Annotated in this window: 17 protein-coding genes; 2 read left to right on the top strand and 15 right to left on the bottom strand. The window is 66.1% G+C overall.

Going from position 1 to position 13,281, the window contains the following annotated elements; all coding sequences use genetic code 11:
* Positions 1-10 precede the first annotated feature (10 nt).
* The 11 genes from ACIRR9_RS29290 to ACIRR9_RS29240 all read right to left on the bottom strand — a co-directional run bounded on the left by ACIRR9_RS29290 (position 11) and on the right by ACIRR9_RS29240 (position 7,309).
* A complete protein-coding gene (locus ACIRR9_RS29290; protein WP_403757723.1) occupies positions 11-490 on the bottom strand; it encodes a hypothetical protein in 480 nt (159 codons plus the stop codon).
* Between the two features lie 19 nt (positions 491-509).
* A complete protein-coding gene (locus ACIRR9_RS29285; RefSeq protein WP_403757721.1) occupies positions 510-977 on the bottom strand; it encodes a hypothetical protein in 468 nt (155 codons plus the stop codon).
* 11 nt (positions 978-988) lie between these two features.
* On the bottom strand, positions 989-1,183 hold the full coding sequence (locus tag ACIRR9_RS29280; protein WP_403757718.1) for a hypothetical protein: 195 nt from the start codon (positions 1,181-1,183) through the stop codon (positions 989-991).
* A gap of 152 nt (positions 1,184-1,335) precedes the next feature.
* On the bottom strand, positions 1,336-1,587 hold the full coding sequence (locus ACIRR9_RS29275) for a hypothetical protein (RefSeq protein ID WP_403757716.1): 252 nt from the start codon (positions 1,585-1,587) through the stop codon (positions 1,336-1,338).
* A gap of 140 nt (positions 1,588-1,727) precedes the next feature.
* Positions 1,728-3,953: a cell division protein FtsK gene (locus ACIRR9_RS29270; protein WP_403757713.1), complete on the bottom strand. Its 2,226-nt coding sequence runs from the start codon at positions 3,951-3,953 to the stop codon at positions 1,728-1,730.
* A 252-nt stretch (positions 3,954-4,205) separates the two neighbouring features.
* Positions 4,206-4,586 carry an RRQRL motif-containing zinc-binding protein gene (locus tag ACIRR9_RS29265; protein ID WP_403757710.1) on the bottom strand — a complete coding sequence of 127 codons (381 nt, stop codon included), beginning with the start codon at positions 4,584-4,586 and terminating at the stop codon, positions 4,206-4,208.
* A complete protein-coding gene (locus tag ACIRR9_RS29260; protein WP_403757708.1) occupies positions 4,586-5,575 on the bottom strand; it encodes a DUF2637 domain-containing protein in 990 nt (329 codons plus the stop codon). Before ACIRR9_RS29260 ends, ACIRR9_RS29265 begins: the two co-directional genes overlap by 1 nt.
* Positions 5,572-6,225 carry a GGDEF domain-containing protein gene (locus ACIRR9_RS29255; RefSeq protein WP_403757706.1) on the bottom strand — a complete coding sequence of 218 codons (654 nt, stop codon included), beginning with the start codon at positions 6,223-6,225 and terminating at the stop codon, positions 5,572-5,574. The genes ACIRR9_RS29260 and ACIRR9_RS29255 overlap by 4 nt, the downstream gene beginning before the upstream one ends.
* A complete protein-coding gene (locus ACIRR9_RS29250) occupies positions 6,222-6,509 on the bottom strand; it encodes a hypothetical protein (RefSeq protein ID WP_403757703.1) in 288 nt (95 codons plus the stop codon). The genes ACIRR9_RS29255 and ACIRR9_RS29250 overlap by 4 nt, the downstream gene beginning before the upstream one ends.
* A 114-nt stretch (positions 6,510-6,623) precedes the next feature.
* Positions 6,624-7,073: a transcriptional regulator gene (locus ACIRR9_RS29245; RefSeq protein ID WP_403757946.1), complete on the bottom strand. Its 450-nt coding sequence runs from the start codon at positions 7,071-7,073 to the stop codon at positions 6,624-6,626.
* A gap of 5 nt (positions 7,074-7,078) precedes the next feature.
* Positions 7,079-7,309 (bottom strand): hypothetical protein, encoded by a 231-nt coding sequence (locus tag ACIRR9_RS29240; protein ID WP_403757700.1) that lies wholly within the window; start codon positions 7,307-7,309, stop codon positions 7,079-7,081.
* A 588-nt stretch (positions 7,310-7,897) separates the two neighbouring features.
* On the opposite strand from ACIRR9_RS29240, the gene ACIRR9_RS29235 reads away from it, so the two are divergent.
* Both ACIRR9_RS29235 and ACIRR9_RS29230 read left to right on the top strand, forming a co-directional pair.
* Entirely contained in the window at positions 7,898-8,665 is a 768-nt protein-coding gene (locus ACIRR9_RS29235) for a helix-turn-helix domain-containing protein (RefSeq protein ID WP_403757697.1), read from the top strand.
* Positions 8,665-9,138 carry an NUDIX domain-containing protein gene (locus tag ACIRR9_RS29230; protein WP_403757694.1) on the top strand — a complete coding sequence of 158 codons (474 nt, stop codon included), beginning with the start codon at positions 8,665-8,667 and terminating at the stop codon, positions 9,136-9,138. Before ACIRR9_RS29235 ends, ACIRR9_RS29230 begins: the two co-directional genes overlap by 1 nt.
* On the opposite strand, the gene ACIRR9_RS29225 is transcribed toward ACIRR9_RS29230, so the two are convergent.
* The 4 genes from ACIRR9_RS29225 to ACIRR9_RS29210 form a co-directional block, all read right to left on the bottom strand.
* Entirely contained in the window at positions 9,126-9,695 is a 570-nt protein-coding gene (locus ACIRR9_RS29225) for an HD domain-containing protein (RefSeq protein ID WP_403757692.1), read from the bottom strand. The two genes, ACIRR9_RS29230 and ACIRR9_RS29225, sit on opposite strands and share 13 nt — an antisense overlap.
* Positions 9,696-9,706: 11 nt before the next feature.
* Positions 9,707-10,153: a GntR family transcriptional regulator gene (locus tag ACIRR9_RS29220; protein WP_403757689.1), complete on the bottom strand. Its 447-nt coding sequence runs from the start codon at positions 10,151-10,153 to the stop codon at positions 9,707-9,709.
* A gap of 153 nt (positions 10,154-10,306) precedes the next feature.
* On the bottom strand, positions 10,307-12,550 hold the full coding sequence (locus tag ACIRR9_RS29215) for a tetratricopeptide repeat protein (RefSeq protein WP_403757686.1): 2,244 nt from the start codon (positions 12,548-12,550) through the stop codon (positions 10,307-10,309).
* Entirely contained in the window at positions 12,547-12,960 is a 414-nt protein-coding gene (locus tag ACIRR9_RS29210) for a hypothetical protein (protein ID WP_403757683.1), read from the bottom strand. The genes ACIRR9_RS29215 and ACIRR9_RS29210 overlap by 4 nt, the downstream gene beginning before the upstream one ends.
* Positions 12,961-13,281: the final 321 nt, after the last annotated feature.

The following is a 13,281-nucleotide window of genomic DNA, read 5'->3' as shown; positions in this document are numbered from 1 at the left end:
CCAGCCACAGCTACTTCTCGGCGGCGAGCGAGTGCGCGTACTGCTGGCGGACATAGGTGCGCGGTTCGTGGAACGGGCCCGGCTGGTCCATGTCCAGCAGGAACACGGCCGCCGCGTCGGCGGCCGCGGTGGCATCGCCATACGGGATGTCGGGCTCGTCCAGGAGCGCGATGCGGTCCAGCAGGGCTGCCTTGCGCAGGTAGAAGTCACGCCCTAGCTCGGTGAAGCACTCGGTGGCGGCGAGGGTGCGAGCCGCCCAGCCGATCTCGCTGTTGATGCTGGGAGCGTTGGCGTACGCCTGCTCGGCAGTGAGCGGGGACTCGGCCGGCTCGGCCTCGGTGGGCTTGGACTCGGCGCGGGCGTAGAGGCGGTTCCGCTTGCGGTCGCGGGTGGGGTAAACGCTCACGGTGCCGACCGTGAAGGTGCGGTCCAGCGCGGCGACGATCGGTTCGGTTTCGGCGGGGTCGCAGATGACACGGATCTCGAACACGGTTCTCCCATCGGGGTGTTCAGCCGTTGAAGTGGTTGCGCTTGAAGACGGCCTTGCGGATGTGGAAGGTGTTGCCACCGCGGTGGCCGCTCGCGCTGAAGACCTGCACGGCGATCCAGCCGCCGAAGATGACGGCGGCGAGAATGATGAGCTGGTGAATCAGCGCGGCGAGCGCGGCGATGAACGTTGTCAGCAGGAACAGCCCGCCGCACACGGCGCCGAACCCGACGCCTCCGAGGGCGATGTTCACCGCCGTACGCGAGACGGCCGGCTTGGTGGCGACCGGTTCGGGCTTGGCGGGCTCGATGGCGTAGCCGGTGACGACGCGGCCGTCCGGCAAGACGACACTCGCCACGGCCGCGATGCTGCCGGGCTGCACGACCGCGAGCGGCGCCGTGCGGGCGGCGGGGGTGATGGGGGTGGGAACGTGGACTTCCACGGCCGCGGGCGAGTGCCTGTTGCGGCCGTGGGTGGTGGGTTCGTTCACGGGCTGTCTCCCTAGTTCCCGAGGGCGGACAGGGCGACGGCGGACGCCTGCACGAGGTTGTGGATGGGCTCGTACGCGCCGGTCCCGGCGGCGAAGAACCCGAAGAGGAAGAGCACGATGGCCGAACCGCCCCCGGCGGACTTGGTCTTGACGGCGAGGGTGGACGCGGCACCGAACAGCAGGACGGCGGAGATGCTGAGGATCACGGGGAAACTCGCTTTCGGGCGAGGTGGATGGATGGATACGCTCTGCGGGCCCCGGGTGCTGGCAAGTTCGGGGCGCTGACCGGCGACCGCGCCCACCTAGCTCCTGCTCGGAGCGGGGTCCGTCTCATGGCGGGCGGTCGTCTGTCTTCTCCTCAGCCGGTGCCGGAGCGGTAGATGCGGGCCCAGCGGTTGTAGAGCCAGCGGCCGACGCGTATGCGCTTGCCGGTGGCCTTGCAGCGACGGCAGTCCTTGCCGCGCTTCTGGCGGCCCTTGCGGTCGGTCTTCATCTGGAAGCCCCAGCCGTTGCACTTGCGGCAGTTGCCGAACGGCGAGGCAGCACACACCGCGATGTAACACAGCGTTACACTGAGCAGGAGTGTGATAGCGAGCAGGGCAGGGGTCATGACGGGCCCTCCGGGGCGGTTTTCAGGGTTTCCGCAGGTGGGTCGCTATGCGCTAGCGACCTGATCAGGGCTTGTTTGGGGCGCTAAGCGAGCCGCTAACGCTAGCGGGAGGTGCCGCTAGCGCTAGCGGCCCGCAGTGGTCAGCCCGCGTCCCGCTTTCCGTCACGCTCCGCAATCGCTGCGGTGATGTGGGAGCGGTCGACACCGCGCCGGTTGACGACCTTGCCGTCCACCCGGCGGCCCACCTGGATCGTGGACAGACCCCGCGGCTTCAGCGCTGCGGCGAGGGTCTCGGGCTCCCATCCGTCGTAGACCTCAGGGCGCAGTTCGGCGAGCCGCGCGACGACGGTTTCCGACCACACCTTGGTCTCCTTGACGGGGATCACGGCGAGGATGTCGGCGAGCAGGTCGTACGCGCTCGCTACGGCTTCCGGCTCTTCCCCGAGCGCGTGCCCGGAGAGCAGTCCGGCCTTCTCGCGCGCCGTGCGGGCGCGGGCAGCGATGCTGTCGGCGCCGGGGCCGTCCACGTAGACCGAGCCCACGATCCGGGCGTCGGAGCCTTCACCGATGAAGTAGTGAATGCCCTTGTCACCCCAGCTGAACATGGTGGCCCGCACCCCGCGCTTGTATGCGGACGTGCCGAGCACCATGTCGTTCTCCAGCTGGCCCATGACCTTCAAGCACCAGCGCGCCGACGCGTTCGCGGAAATCCCGGTGGGCAGCGCCTTCGCGTCCGGGCGCTGCGTCGCGAGCAGCAGCACGATGCCGGTGGCCGGACCGCGCTTGACCAGGTCGGTTGCGATCTCCTCGAACTCGTCCTTGTGCTTGGGGTGTTCGAAGAGCACCTGGCACTCGTCCACCCCGATCACGATGGGGTGCAGGCCAAGGGCGCGCTTGTCGGCGAGTTCGCTGGTCACCTTCGACTCGGGGCAGATGTCCCGCGGAAGCGAGCGGATCACCTTGGTACGCCGGCGCAGTTCCTCGCGCAGCGCCCGGAAGTCGTTGAGCGCGTACTCGATGGCGTCGTCATCGTCGCCCGCGGCGTGCCGGTGCGAGACGGCGTTGCCGACCGGGTCCAGATCGCCGGTGCCCTTCATGTCGTAGGTGTGCAGCTCCGCCCGCGGGTCCAGCGCCGCGATGAGCAGGAGCAGACGGAGCAGGAAGGTTTTGCCCATGCGCGGGATGGCGCCGATGATGCCCGCGATGTACATCAGGGTGACTTCGACCCAGCGTCCGCGCTGGTCGGTGCCGTAGGAGACGGGCTTGAACAGGTTGACCGAACCACTGGTCAGCAGCGGCCACTTGGGCTTGCGGGAGGTCGACATGTCCTGGTCGCCGACCCACAGCACCAGGTGCCCGGTGTGCTCGCTCGGCACGGCCTCGGGCCATACGCAGCCGAGCGGCCGACGCAGACCGGAGGCGAGCCGGTCGCGCCGCTCGATGACATCCGTGACCGTGACGCCGTAGGGGAGGTTGCCCTCCGCACGCCACCCCGGACCGTCGCGGGTGATGGGGGCGGTGAACTCGAACCCGTCGCGGCCCTTGCCCTGTGCCTGGTTAATGGCGGGGATGCCGAGCGATCCGAGCGCGCGCAGCACGATGTCACTGGTGAGCTTGACGGCCTTGGGGAGCTCCACCGCGCGGTGGATGACCGGGTCGTCCGCCTTGCGGCCGGCGGCCCCGAGCGCCATAACAACCGCACCGACCGACAGGGCCTGAAGCCAGTCGGGGGCCAGGACGTAAATGGCGAGCGCGGAGCCGAGCCCGATGAACATCGCGAGCACGGCGACCAGCGTCCGGAGTCGGACCCGTCCGTCACGCTGTCGCGACAGCTTCAGGTACTCGGCAGCGCCCTCGCGCCGGACCGCTGCGAGTCGGACCGGCTCGCCCTCGCGGTCGGCCACCCACCGCATGGTGGCGCCCACGAACTTCGCGGCACCGGACGGCGCCTGAAGCGTGAGCCGTGCGGCGTAGACCGGGGAGCGAAGCGCGTGATAGCCGGCCGAGTGGGCGTAGTGGCGGGCCACCCATCCGGTTGCGGTCTTAAGTTCCGCCACGGACTTCAGCCACAGCGGAACGACCGGACGGCGCTGCGCGGCGAGCAGCCGACCGAGGTAGCCCGGACCGGTCGCCTTCGCGGTCGGAAGGTCGACCAACCGGCGGGCGGTCGGATCGGCCGACTCGGCACCCGACCGGTCCGGCGCGGGGTCGGCAGACGGGTCGGAGTCGGGTCGAGTGGTCGGGTCGGCCGACTCGGTACGGGCCGACCGTGCCTTGTCGAGGTCGACCACCTCGCCCCCGGAGTCGGCGGCCATGTCAGCTTCATGTCGGTGGAAGAGTTCGTTCTCGTCGTCGGGGTGCTTCACTGAATGTCCCTTCCAAGGGAAAGAGGCGGGGTCCGGCCGTCGCTGTAGGAGGTGGGCGGACGGCCCCCGCACGGCGGTGCTACGGGGGTGGCATGGGGGAATCTGAGTTCAGGACGCGGCCGTGCAATTGGTGCGGCCAGCCGGTGGAGCAGCCACGAAGTCGCTGGCGCAGGCGGCGTTTTTGCAGCAAGGCGCACCGCCGCAGGAACCGAATCCTTGAGGCTGTGATGGACTTCGTGGACATCCTGTAGGTCACGCGGCGCGCTGTTCCTCGGGGTAGGCGCAGGGCACGCACATGCCGAGCGAGGTGGGGATGACGTATCCCGCGTCCATGCGGCAGGACGGGCAGGTACGGCGGGCCCGCATCGCCTTGGCCAGCGCGTCCCGCTTGCCGAGCGTCATCGGCCGCACCGGCTTGGCGCGGTCGACGCGGTAGAGGTAGGCGATCAGCGAGCCGCGCCGGTAGCGCGGGCGCAGCACCTGAGCCGCGATCGGCTGACCGCCCGGACGTAAGCCACGGGCACGCAGTTGGCGGCGCGTGGCGAGCCCGTCGGGGGCGTAGCGCCATGGGTAGGTGGGGATGCCGTACTGGCTGCCGGAGGGGTCGTAGCACTTGCCGAATGCCGCGGGCATCAGGCGGCCTCAGCCTCGGACTCCTCGCTCTCCGCCTCGTCGACGGAGTGCAGCGGGCGGTCGTCGGCGCGCTCGGACTTCAATGCGTCGCGCAGCGTGCGTGCGTTGGTAGCCGAGCAGTGCACTTCGGTGCGGATGCGGTCTGCGGTCAACTCCGCGTCCGGCCACGGTGCGGTGACCGTGCGTGCCTCGGTCAGCAGCTCCTCGAAGGTGCGCTGTGCCTTGGCCTTTCCCTTGGCGGGAGTCCGGCGGCGCGGACGCGGCTTGGCATCGGCCGGGGGCGCCGGCGTGGCCACCGGGGGCGGCGCGGGGGTGGTCTCTTCGATGGCGGGGGCGAGGTCACCCATGCGCAGCATCACGCGTTCGCGGCGCGGGGTCTTGGACCGCCACTTGCGGCCGTACTGCTCACGCAGATCTGCGCGAGCCAACTGCCGCTCCTTCTCCCGCGCCAGTGCCTCGCTGTAGGAGGTGACCTCCCACAGCGTCATGCGGCGCCAGAGCGCGAAGGTGGAGGGGAAGGCGAGTAGCCAGCGGGAGAACCGGATCTTCTCCATACGGCGGCCGGTGGCAGCGCCGATCCGTACGGCGTAGACGTGCGCGCCGATCTCGGAAAAGACCACCCACAGCAGCGGCATGGTGCCGTGCGCGACCTTGGCCGACAGGGAGTGTCCGGCCGCGATGTTCAGCCCGCAGGTGATGAGGGTGAGCGCCCAGGGCACGAACCGCACCCACGCGAGCGCCATATCCATGCGGATCAGCAGCAGGTTGGCCACGGTGAACACCGGGATGGCCACGTCGATACCGACTGGCAGCATCCACGGCGAGGCAAAGCCCCAACTCGCCGCGGCAGCGGAGACCGCGTCGAAGGAGGAGATCAGTCCCAGCGCGCCGACCGCAGCGGCGGCGAGCGCGCCGATTCCGGCGAGTCCCAGTTCCGGGCGGGTCAGCGGCGGCACTCCGGACGCGGGTGTCTCGGGGGCGGTCGTCATGCCGCTGCCTCCGTTCCGCCGGCCGTGCCGGGGCGACCGACGCGGCGGTTGTTGAACGTCTCTACTTGCGGGGTGAGGTCCAGAGCGGTCAGCCAGTCGGCGCCGGAGTTCTTGGCCGCGTACATCTGCTCATCGGCCAACCGCACCAGCGTGGACAGGTCCACGTCGTCGGCGCGGGGGTCGTAGGCGACCGCGCCAACGGAGGCGCCCACCGTGAGAGGGCGGCCGTCGACCGTGACCGGCTGCCCGATGGCGCGGGTCAACTCGCCCAACGTCCACGACAGATCAGCGCGACTGAAGACGCGAGCGACCGCGGCGAACTCGTCACCCCCCAGGCGCACCACGGTGCCCGCGTTGATGTCGGCCCATTCCGCGAGCCGCCGGCCGGTGGCCGCGATAACCGCGTCTCCGGCAGCGTGCCCGTAGGTGTCGTTGATCTCCTTGAACCTGTCGAGGTCAACGACGTAGACCGCGCTGGGACCGCCCGCCAACACCTTCATGGCGCGCTCCGCGAACGCGTCGCGGGTGAACAGACCGGTCAGCGGGTCACGCCGGGCGGTCTCGATACGGCGGCGCAGGCGCAGCGCATGCAGCGACCATCCGGCCGCCATCGGCAGTCCGGCCGCAGCGACAAACAGCAGCTCACTCATGCCGCAGCCCCCTTGCGTGCCGTGCGCTGGCGGGCGGGGCGGACCAGAGGGATGACATCGAACAGGTCCGGGTTCTCCTCGATGACCTGCGCGGCGATGCGGACCAGGTCGTCGGGAAAGTGCGGGTTGTCGGCGAGGATGTCGCGCGCCGCGTCCTCGCGGGCGGCGCGCTCCTCGTCCGTCTCTCCCTCGACCCCGAGCCACAGCTCAACCGGGGTACCAAGCGCGAGTTCCGCGAAGTCGGCAGCAGAGATGGCCTGTTGGCGGCCGATGTACGTACGCATGGAAGTTCTCCTGGCATCGAAGGGATGCCGGGGCGGTCGCGGTCTTTGGCGAGAGGCGACCACCCCGGAAAGACAAGCCCCCCGCCGCAGACGCGGACGGGGGCAGTACGGGGATCAGACGGTGGCGATGATGAGCGCGGCGACCAGGAGCCACAGATGGTGGAAGGACTGGTCAAGCGCGTAGGCGCCGGTCCCGATGTGCGGGTTGTCGTCGTGGCCGGCGCGCGGGGCGCCGAGCCGGTAGAACTCGCCCTTGCCGGTCACCTTGGCCAGCCACGCGAGCGTGCTGCGCCGGTCGGCCCACCAGTGCGTGACCGCGTCGATGCCGAGCCCAGCGACCGTGCCGAGCACGGACAGACGCAGGTCCAGCAGCCAGGCGACCGACAACAAGACAGCGACCTTGGTGGCGGTCAAGGTGGCGACGTGCCGAGCGTCGGCGAGGCGGCCGATCCAGCCGGGGCGGCCCTTGTGCGCGGACTGGTGGGAGGTCTGTACCCAGTGGTCGCCCACGCTGTGGGCGACGTACAGGGCGATGAACACAGCGGCGAAGGTGGCAGCGTCCACGGTGGTCACCGGCTCTCGTCGCGGGACTGGACGAGCTGAATGGCCAGCCGGGCGAAGTGGGCGACGGCGTCGAAGTCCGCGAACGTCACGCCGTAGGTCTCGGCCGTCTGAAGCATGCCGCGGAGGATCGAAGCGGCATCGGCGGTCTGAGCGGCCGTCGGCCGGTGACCGGGAGCGAACTCCATGGCGGCCAACCCGATGCGGTGGGCGATGTTGTCGAGGTCGCGCTGATTCACGGTTCTTCTCCTGGTGTCGAGGGACGTGAAGCGGCAGCGGTCGCGGTCCTTGGCGAGAGGCGACCGTTTCGCGGGGCGTGGCGGCGGGGTCAGAGTCGATCCCGGCTCCCCTCAGCGCTGCTCGTACGAGACGAGCAGCGGAGGCAACCGGCCGCCGTGCCAGAGCCCAGCGGTGAGGTGAGGTAGTGCGTTGTCTCCTTCATCGCGACCGCGCTCCCGTGTCAGGTAGAGCTGTCCAGCCTCGAAGTAGGCGTATGGAGACGTGACCTTTCGGTCTAAGCCCTCCGGTGAATGCCAAGGCGCCGGGTCGCCTCCCCCCGTCCGATGCGGGGCTCCTGGTCGTGCGCCCGTTCGGTTCGCTGACGCGATCCGAACGAGAGGAACATGTATTACGTGTTCCTCATCTTGCAGAGGGAGGTTCGCCCCGTCAAGCCCTTCGGCTGATGGAGGTCTGCGAAACCCTCGCGCTCGATGTACCTACAGACTGGCGTCGGCAGCGACGACGTTCGACTTCGCGGTTGCGCGGCTCAGGTCGTTCTTAGCTACCGTGAAGTCGAACCAAGTCGTCCCAGGAAGTCGGAGGTTGGCATGGCGAACGAGCGACTGCGCGGCGCGATAGTGGACTTGGGCCTGACGCTCGATGAGGTCGCTGAACGACTCGGGGTCGCGGCCAAGACGGTCGAGCGATGGATCAACGAACCTGAGCGCAAGCCATACCGCCGCTTCCAGTTCGCAACAGCATCGCTGTTGAGGTGCGAGGTGTCGTACCTGTGGCCGGACGAGCGCACGTCAGCTGAGGTCGCGGCCGCCGGCAACGCGGAGTTGGTCAGGCTCTATCCACACCGATCCGTCGTGATGCAAAACCTCTGGACGAACCTCTACTCCAAGGCGACCCGTCAGTTTGACCTGTTGGTGTACTCCGGGTTCTGGCTCACGGAAGACGCATCGTTCCACCGCATCGTGAAAGAGAAGTCAGCCGACGGAGTGCCCATCCGCTTCATCCTGGGAGAGCCGGCGTCGCCGGCCGTGGCGATGCGCGGCGAGGACGAAGGTATCGGCGGGGCGATGGCAGGCAAGATCCGGAACGCCCTCATCAACTACAGCCCGCTCTTCGGTCTCCCCGGGGTGGAGTTCCGGTTGCACAGTACGACCCTCTACAACTCCATCTACCGGGCCGATGACGAGATGCTGGCTAACGGGCACCTCTACGGCGTCGGCGCCTACATGGCACCCGTGCTGCACCTGCAACGCGTGCCCGGCGGTGAACTCTTCGACGCCTACGCTGAGAGCGTTGAGAAGGTCTGGGAATCGGCCCGCCCGATCTCTTCACCTGCCGATTGGGAAGGCACTGCCTGATGAGCCGCATCGACTATTTCCGCGACCCGAACGCTCCTCACGCCAACTCGGTGGTGCCCTCGGTCACCGCGGTCGTACGAGACGACGCAGGGCGGTTGCTACTCATCCACAAGACGGACAACGACCTGTGGGCACTGCCCGGCGGTGGCCACGATATCGGCGAACGCATCGGTGACACTGCCGTCCGTGAGGTCGCGGAAGAGACCGGCATCGACGTCGAAGTCGACAGCATCGTGGGGCTCTACACCGACCCTGAACACGTGCTCGCGTACGACGACGGAGAGGTCCGGCAACAGTTCTCCATCTGCTTCCGAGCCCACCCCGTCGGGGGTTCTCTGCGTACGAGCAGCGAGTCGAAAGAGGTCCGCTGGGTTGACCCAACGGACCTTGACGGGCTGGACATTCACCCGTCGATGATGCTGCGCATCCGCCACGGTCTCGACGACTCGCGGCGAGAGCCCTACATCGGCTGACTGTCGGCGGAGATCTGCACCAACCGGCTCTCAACACGCTTCGCCGCCGCGTGGATCTCGGGTGCCGCGCGCTGGATGAACCGCCCGACGATCGTGTCCGGGCCGTACCGCTGCACGATCTCGTCCAGCCGCTCGGTCGAGGTGGTCTGCGTTCCGTCGGGCGTCGTCGTCATGTCGCAGAAGAGCAGAGCGTCGACCAGGTCCGGACGCTCTAGCTCGAACTCTCCTTCAAGCTCCTGCCTCAGCCCGCGTTCCTCGGCTTCCAGCAGGGCGCAGGAGTGGTGAGCCACGAGACGAACGACCCGCTCGTCTGCCTTCTCCTGCTCTCGAAGGAACCGCGCACCGTCCAGCGGGTGAAAGCCCGTCGTGGCGATGGCCGGCGAGTACCCGATGTCATGCAGCACCGCGGCGGCTTCCAGCAACTCGGCATCATCACCCATGATCGGGCTCAAGGAGCGAGCGCGCTTGGCAACCCCCAGCGAGTGCGCCCACCGGCGCGGGAGCGGATCGGACAGCAACGATTCGGAGAGCGAGTACGCCCACTCAGAAAGTCCCATGGCCGCCAAGACTACGGCCGGACGGTGGGCGTCGGGAGAGCGCGCACAGTTCGCCCCTTGCCATGAACGGTGGCGATCAGGCCGTTTCCCTCCATCTGGGCAAGGACACGGCGTACAGCGGTACGGGAGGCCCCGAACCTCTCGCACAGCTTCGCTTCGGACGGGTAGACGTCGCCTACTGAGAGCGAGTCCTCCGCGATCACGTCGGTCATCCGCTCGGCAAGAGACCGACGATCGCCACCCCGAGCGACACGCCAACCGATCCCGGGAGCCGACTCAACCAGACCGTCGGTTTCAAGAACCTTGAGGGCGCGACGGATCGTGTTCCGGCCGACGCCATGCGAACGCATCAGGTCGGCCTCCGAGGGCAGGGTGTCGATGCCCTCTCCCTCTTCGATCTCGTTTCGCAGCGCCTCCGCAATGACCAGGTAGGTTCCACGCGGACTGGCTTCCGGCACTTCGGCTCCTCTCGCTTCGTTCCAGCGTGCATGCCAAGGATCCCACAGGCACGTGACAGAGGTTGAGGCCGTCAGCCACACCCTGCCTAAATACTGAATCCCTAACCACCTCCCCTCCGGGCCAAGCGTCGAGCAAGGGCACGCTCGATCCCCCTACCCATCATGATCCTGGAGATGCTTGGCAATCAATTGCTTGCGCCCAGGCTCATGGAAGGGCTCAAGAAGGCGCTGAGCCTCTTTTAGAGCAGACCGCCCGCGCTTCTTTTCTCCACGCGTGACCAACGCCAGCCCGATGGCAGCCATGATCATCCCCTCTCCGTGACTATCTCCCGCTTCACGAGACAGCTCCAGGGCAGATTGATAATGCTCAAGGGCCGACTTGAGGTTAGCCGCCAAAGAAAATGCATTTCCAAGATTGAGGAAACACATCGCTTCCCCCTGGCGATCCCTTACATCTCGATAGGCAGCAATCGCTGCGCCCAGATAATTTGCCCCTTCTTGAAGGAGGGCGGGGGTGAGCTCCCGCGTCGCCCGCTGCATTATCGCCGTTCCGAGCTGAGCCAGCGTTGACGCTTCCGCTTTCCTGGCACCCTTTCGAGCATGGATTGCAAGGGCTTGCCGTAGCACTTTCTCGGCCTCTTGAAATCTGCCCGATTCACGAAGGGCGATCCCCGCATTAGTGAGGCCGAAACCTTCACTTTCGCCACCGCCGAGCCTCATGGCCCTTTCCAAGGGTTCCATGCCGGCCTCAACACCAACCAAATCCCTCAATGCACCGCTTAGGTTAATGAGCGCCTTCGCCTCGGCGCCACGATCACCCAGAGAGCGCGCAATAGCTACCGACTTGTTAAACCATCGCACCGCATCCCGGTGTTTCCTCATAGAGGTGTACGTGATACCGAGATTATTGTAAGCGCCAGCGAGACGCGATCGGTCTTCGCTTCTTTTCGCAGCCTCTATCCCGATAGAAAGAACAGACAGAGAGGAAGAAAAGTCCGCTACATTAATCAAGTACGGCACAACCGATGAAGACAAGTCTGCACTCTTGTCGAATGCTTCCAACTCTGCAGCAACCTCGGCACTGGCAACCAAGTTTGACGCCTCGGCAGCGAGCCACTCCATGGCAGCAGAACGGTCCCCAAATCCATAAGACGACTGATTCCGCGGGTGCCCATTGGTCCATTCAGCCGCAAGCTCAGCCCGATCTGAAAGGTAGGATACGGCTCTCACCTGAGCAGCATCACGCGACTCCTTGCTGTCTATCCTCTGGGCCTGTTCGGCCGCATAGAGTCGGACCAGATCATGCATCCTCCACCTGCCCGGGCCATGACCCGCCTCGACCAGGTGACAGTTAAGGAGATGCCGGAGGGCGCGCCTGGCCTTCAGCTCCTGATTGTCGAGCAAGAGAGCTGCTACCTCTACCGAAATGTCAGTACCTGGAGCAAGCGCGAGCGACCTGAATGCAGCTGCATGGAACTCATTCAGTCGAACATAGGATCGCTCGAAGGCCGCACGAACGGCAACATTTTCGTGTTCTAGGCCCTCCAGTCGCTGCTCTTCCTGAGTAAGCTCACCCGACAATTCGGCTACGCTCAATTCTGGGTCAGACGCCAAGATGGCACCGACGACACTTAGCGCCAAAGGCAAGTGGCCGCAGAGTTTCGCCAAGTCAAGCCCGCTCGCCAGGGGAAGCTCTCTTCTCGCTTTTACCTTGATCAGGCTTACCGCATCTTCAGGTGAGAGCACGTCGAGTCGAACATTAATCGCCCCAGGGAGCAGAGGTGCGATTGCATTGCGGGACGTTACGATTACTCTATGAATGTGCGAGTCGGGGATGAGCGAAAGAACCTGCTCCGGATCACGAGCATTATCCAAGAGGATCAAAACGGGTAGCTTTGCGCCCGCCCGCTTCTCCAGCTCGGCATGGAACTGTGGCCCGACATTCTCAGGCATGGGATCTATTGCATCGACCCCCAGCGCTTTGAGTAGCGGTGAATATACCTGGTGCGGATACACAGAAAGATCAGATAACGCTTCATAACCACGAAGGTCAACGGATACGGCACCACCGGGGAAGCGGTTCTGATCCACAGCTAAACGAGCAGCCCGGGTCGCAAGCTCCGTCTTCCCAATGCCGCCGAGCCCTGATAGCACTAGGACACTGCTGACGCTGGCACCCTCGCCTTGCGGCTGAAGGTGAGCAAAAATGCGTTCGATCTCTCCATCGCGTCCTACGAAATCACCGTGCATGCGCCCCGTTTGACTTAGGGGGATGACCGTTGGTGGAACAGCAGGGTTACCGCTTTCATTAACATAAAGGTCACGCCCCGCTTGGTAATTTCGCGACTGCCCTGAGGCTTGCGCGTCAAGTGACACATACCTTTCGGAATCACTCATGATTCTTTAATGTGCTGGTCACGGCCGGCCTGGTAAACACGCCCATTTCCCGTCGCCTGAGCGTGCATCTGAACGACGCTATTGCTCGTTTTATCGTGCGGCGCCAGTTCGTCCAGCAGCGCGCGCAACTCCTCTGCAATGCTCGGATCAGCAAGTAGCAACCGCCGGACTCTGCCTTGCCATTCCGCTCGAAGCTCGGTCTCTGTCTGCGAGTCCTCGCCGCTCTGGGCTACCAGCAGGTCCTCGCGCGTCTGATCGAGCTCACCGGCTACGCTGTCGGCCCTCTCTGGGGACACCCGCCGCCAGATAGCTACGACTCCATCACGTGTGCGCTGCCAGGCATCCGTGGCCATGAGCGTGACAATCGTTGTACCAGCGGTGCCCGCAAAGGCAGCTATCTGTGGATCCATCAAGGCCCCCAACCTCTCAGGTGGCTCTACAGTCCCTCGACCGGAAGACCAAAAGTTACCGGTGGCGGGAGACGTCTCGCCAGCTGCCGGCGTCTCGACGCTTCCTGGCAGATGGACCGCTGATCGAGACACCGCAGAATCTCGGTGAGCGTACGGACTCTTGCCCGCGGCCGATGCTTCGTGTCCGCTCCGGTCGCGAGGCTTGCGCAAGGTATGCGATAGAGATCGCCACTAGCCAGTTGCCCCGGAGAAGAACCAGCAGGTCAGTGGCTATGTACCCCCAGACTCGGGCATGCCCTCCGGAGCCGTGTGCGCAGGTTC

This window comes from Streptomyces sp. NPDC101234, assembly GCF_044767525.1.
Taxonomy (GTDB): Bacteria; Actinomycetota; Actinomycetes; order Streptomycetales; family Streptomycetaceae; genus Streptomyces; species Streptomyces sasae.
Note: the sequence above shows the minus strand (reverse complement) of the source record. Positions and strands in the feature narration are given on the sequence as shown.

Bases quoted from the DNA above. Each gene is read 5' to 3' on its own strand.
- ACIRR9_RS29275 (WP_403757716.1), bottom strand. From the start codon at position 1,587: ATGACCCCTGCCCTGCTCGCTATCACACTCCTGCTCAGTGTAACGCTG.
- ACIRR9_RS29265 (WP_403757710.1), bottom strand. From the start codon at position 4,586: ATGCCCGCGGCATTCGGCAAGTGCTACGACCCCTCCGGCAGCCAGTAC.
- ACIRR9_RS29260 (WP_403757708.1), bottom strand. From the start codon at position 5,575: ATGACGACCGCCCCCGAGACACCCGCGTCCGGAGTGCCGCCGCTGACC.
- ACIRR9_RS29255 (WP_403757706.1), bottom strand. From the start codon at position 6,225: ATGAGTGAGCTGCTGTTTGTCGCTGCGGCCGGACTGCCGATGGCGGCC.
- ACIRR9_RS29250 (WP_403757703.1), bottom strand. From the start codon at position 6,509: ATGCGTACGTACATCGGCCGCCAACAGGCCATCTCTGCTGCCGACTTC.
- ACIRR9_RS29235 (WP_403757697.1), top strand. From the start codon at position 7,898: ATGGCGAACGAGCGACTGCGCGGCGCGATAGTGGACTTGGGCCTGACG.
- ACIRR9_RS29230 (WP_403757694.1), top strand. From the start codon at position 8,665: ATGAGCCGCATCGACTATTTCCGCGACCCGAACGCTCCTCACGCCAAC.
- ACIRR9_RS29225 (WP_403757692.1), bottom strand. From the start codon at position 9,695: ATGGGACTTTCTGAGTGGGCGTACTCGCTCTCCGAATCGTTGCTGTCC.
- ACIRR9_RS29215 (WP_403757686.1), bottom strand. From the start codon at position 12,550: ATGAGTGATTCCGAAAGGTATGTGTCACTTGACGCGCAAGCCTCAGGG.
- ACIRR9_RS29210 (WP_403757683.1), bottom strand. From the start codon at position 12,960: ATGGATCCACAGATAGCTGCCTTTGCGGGCACCGCTGGTACAACGATT.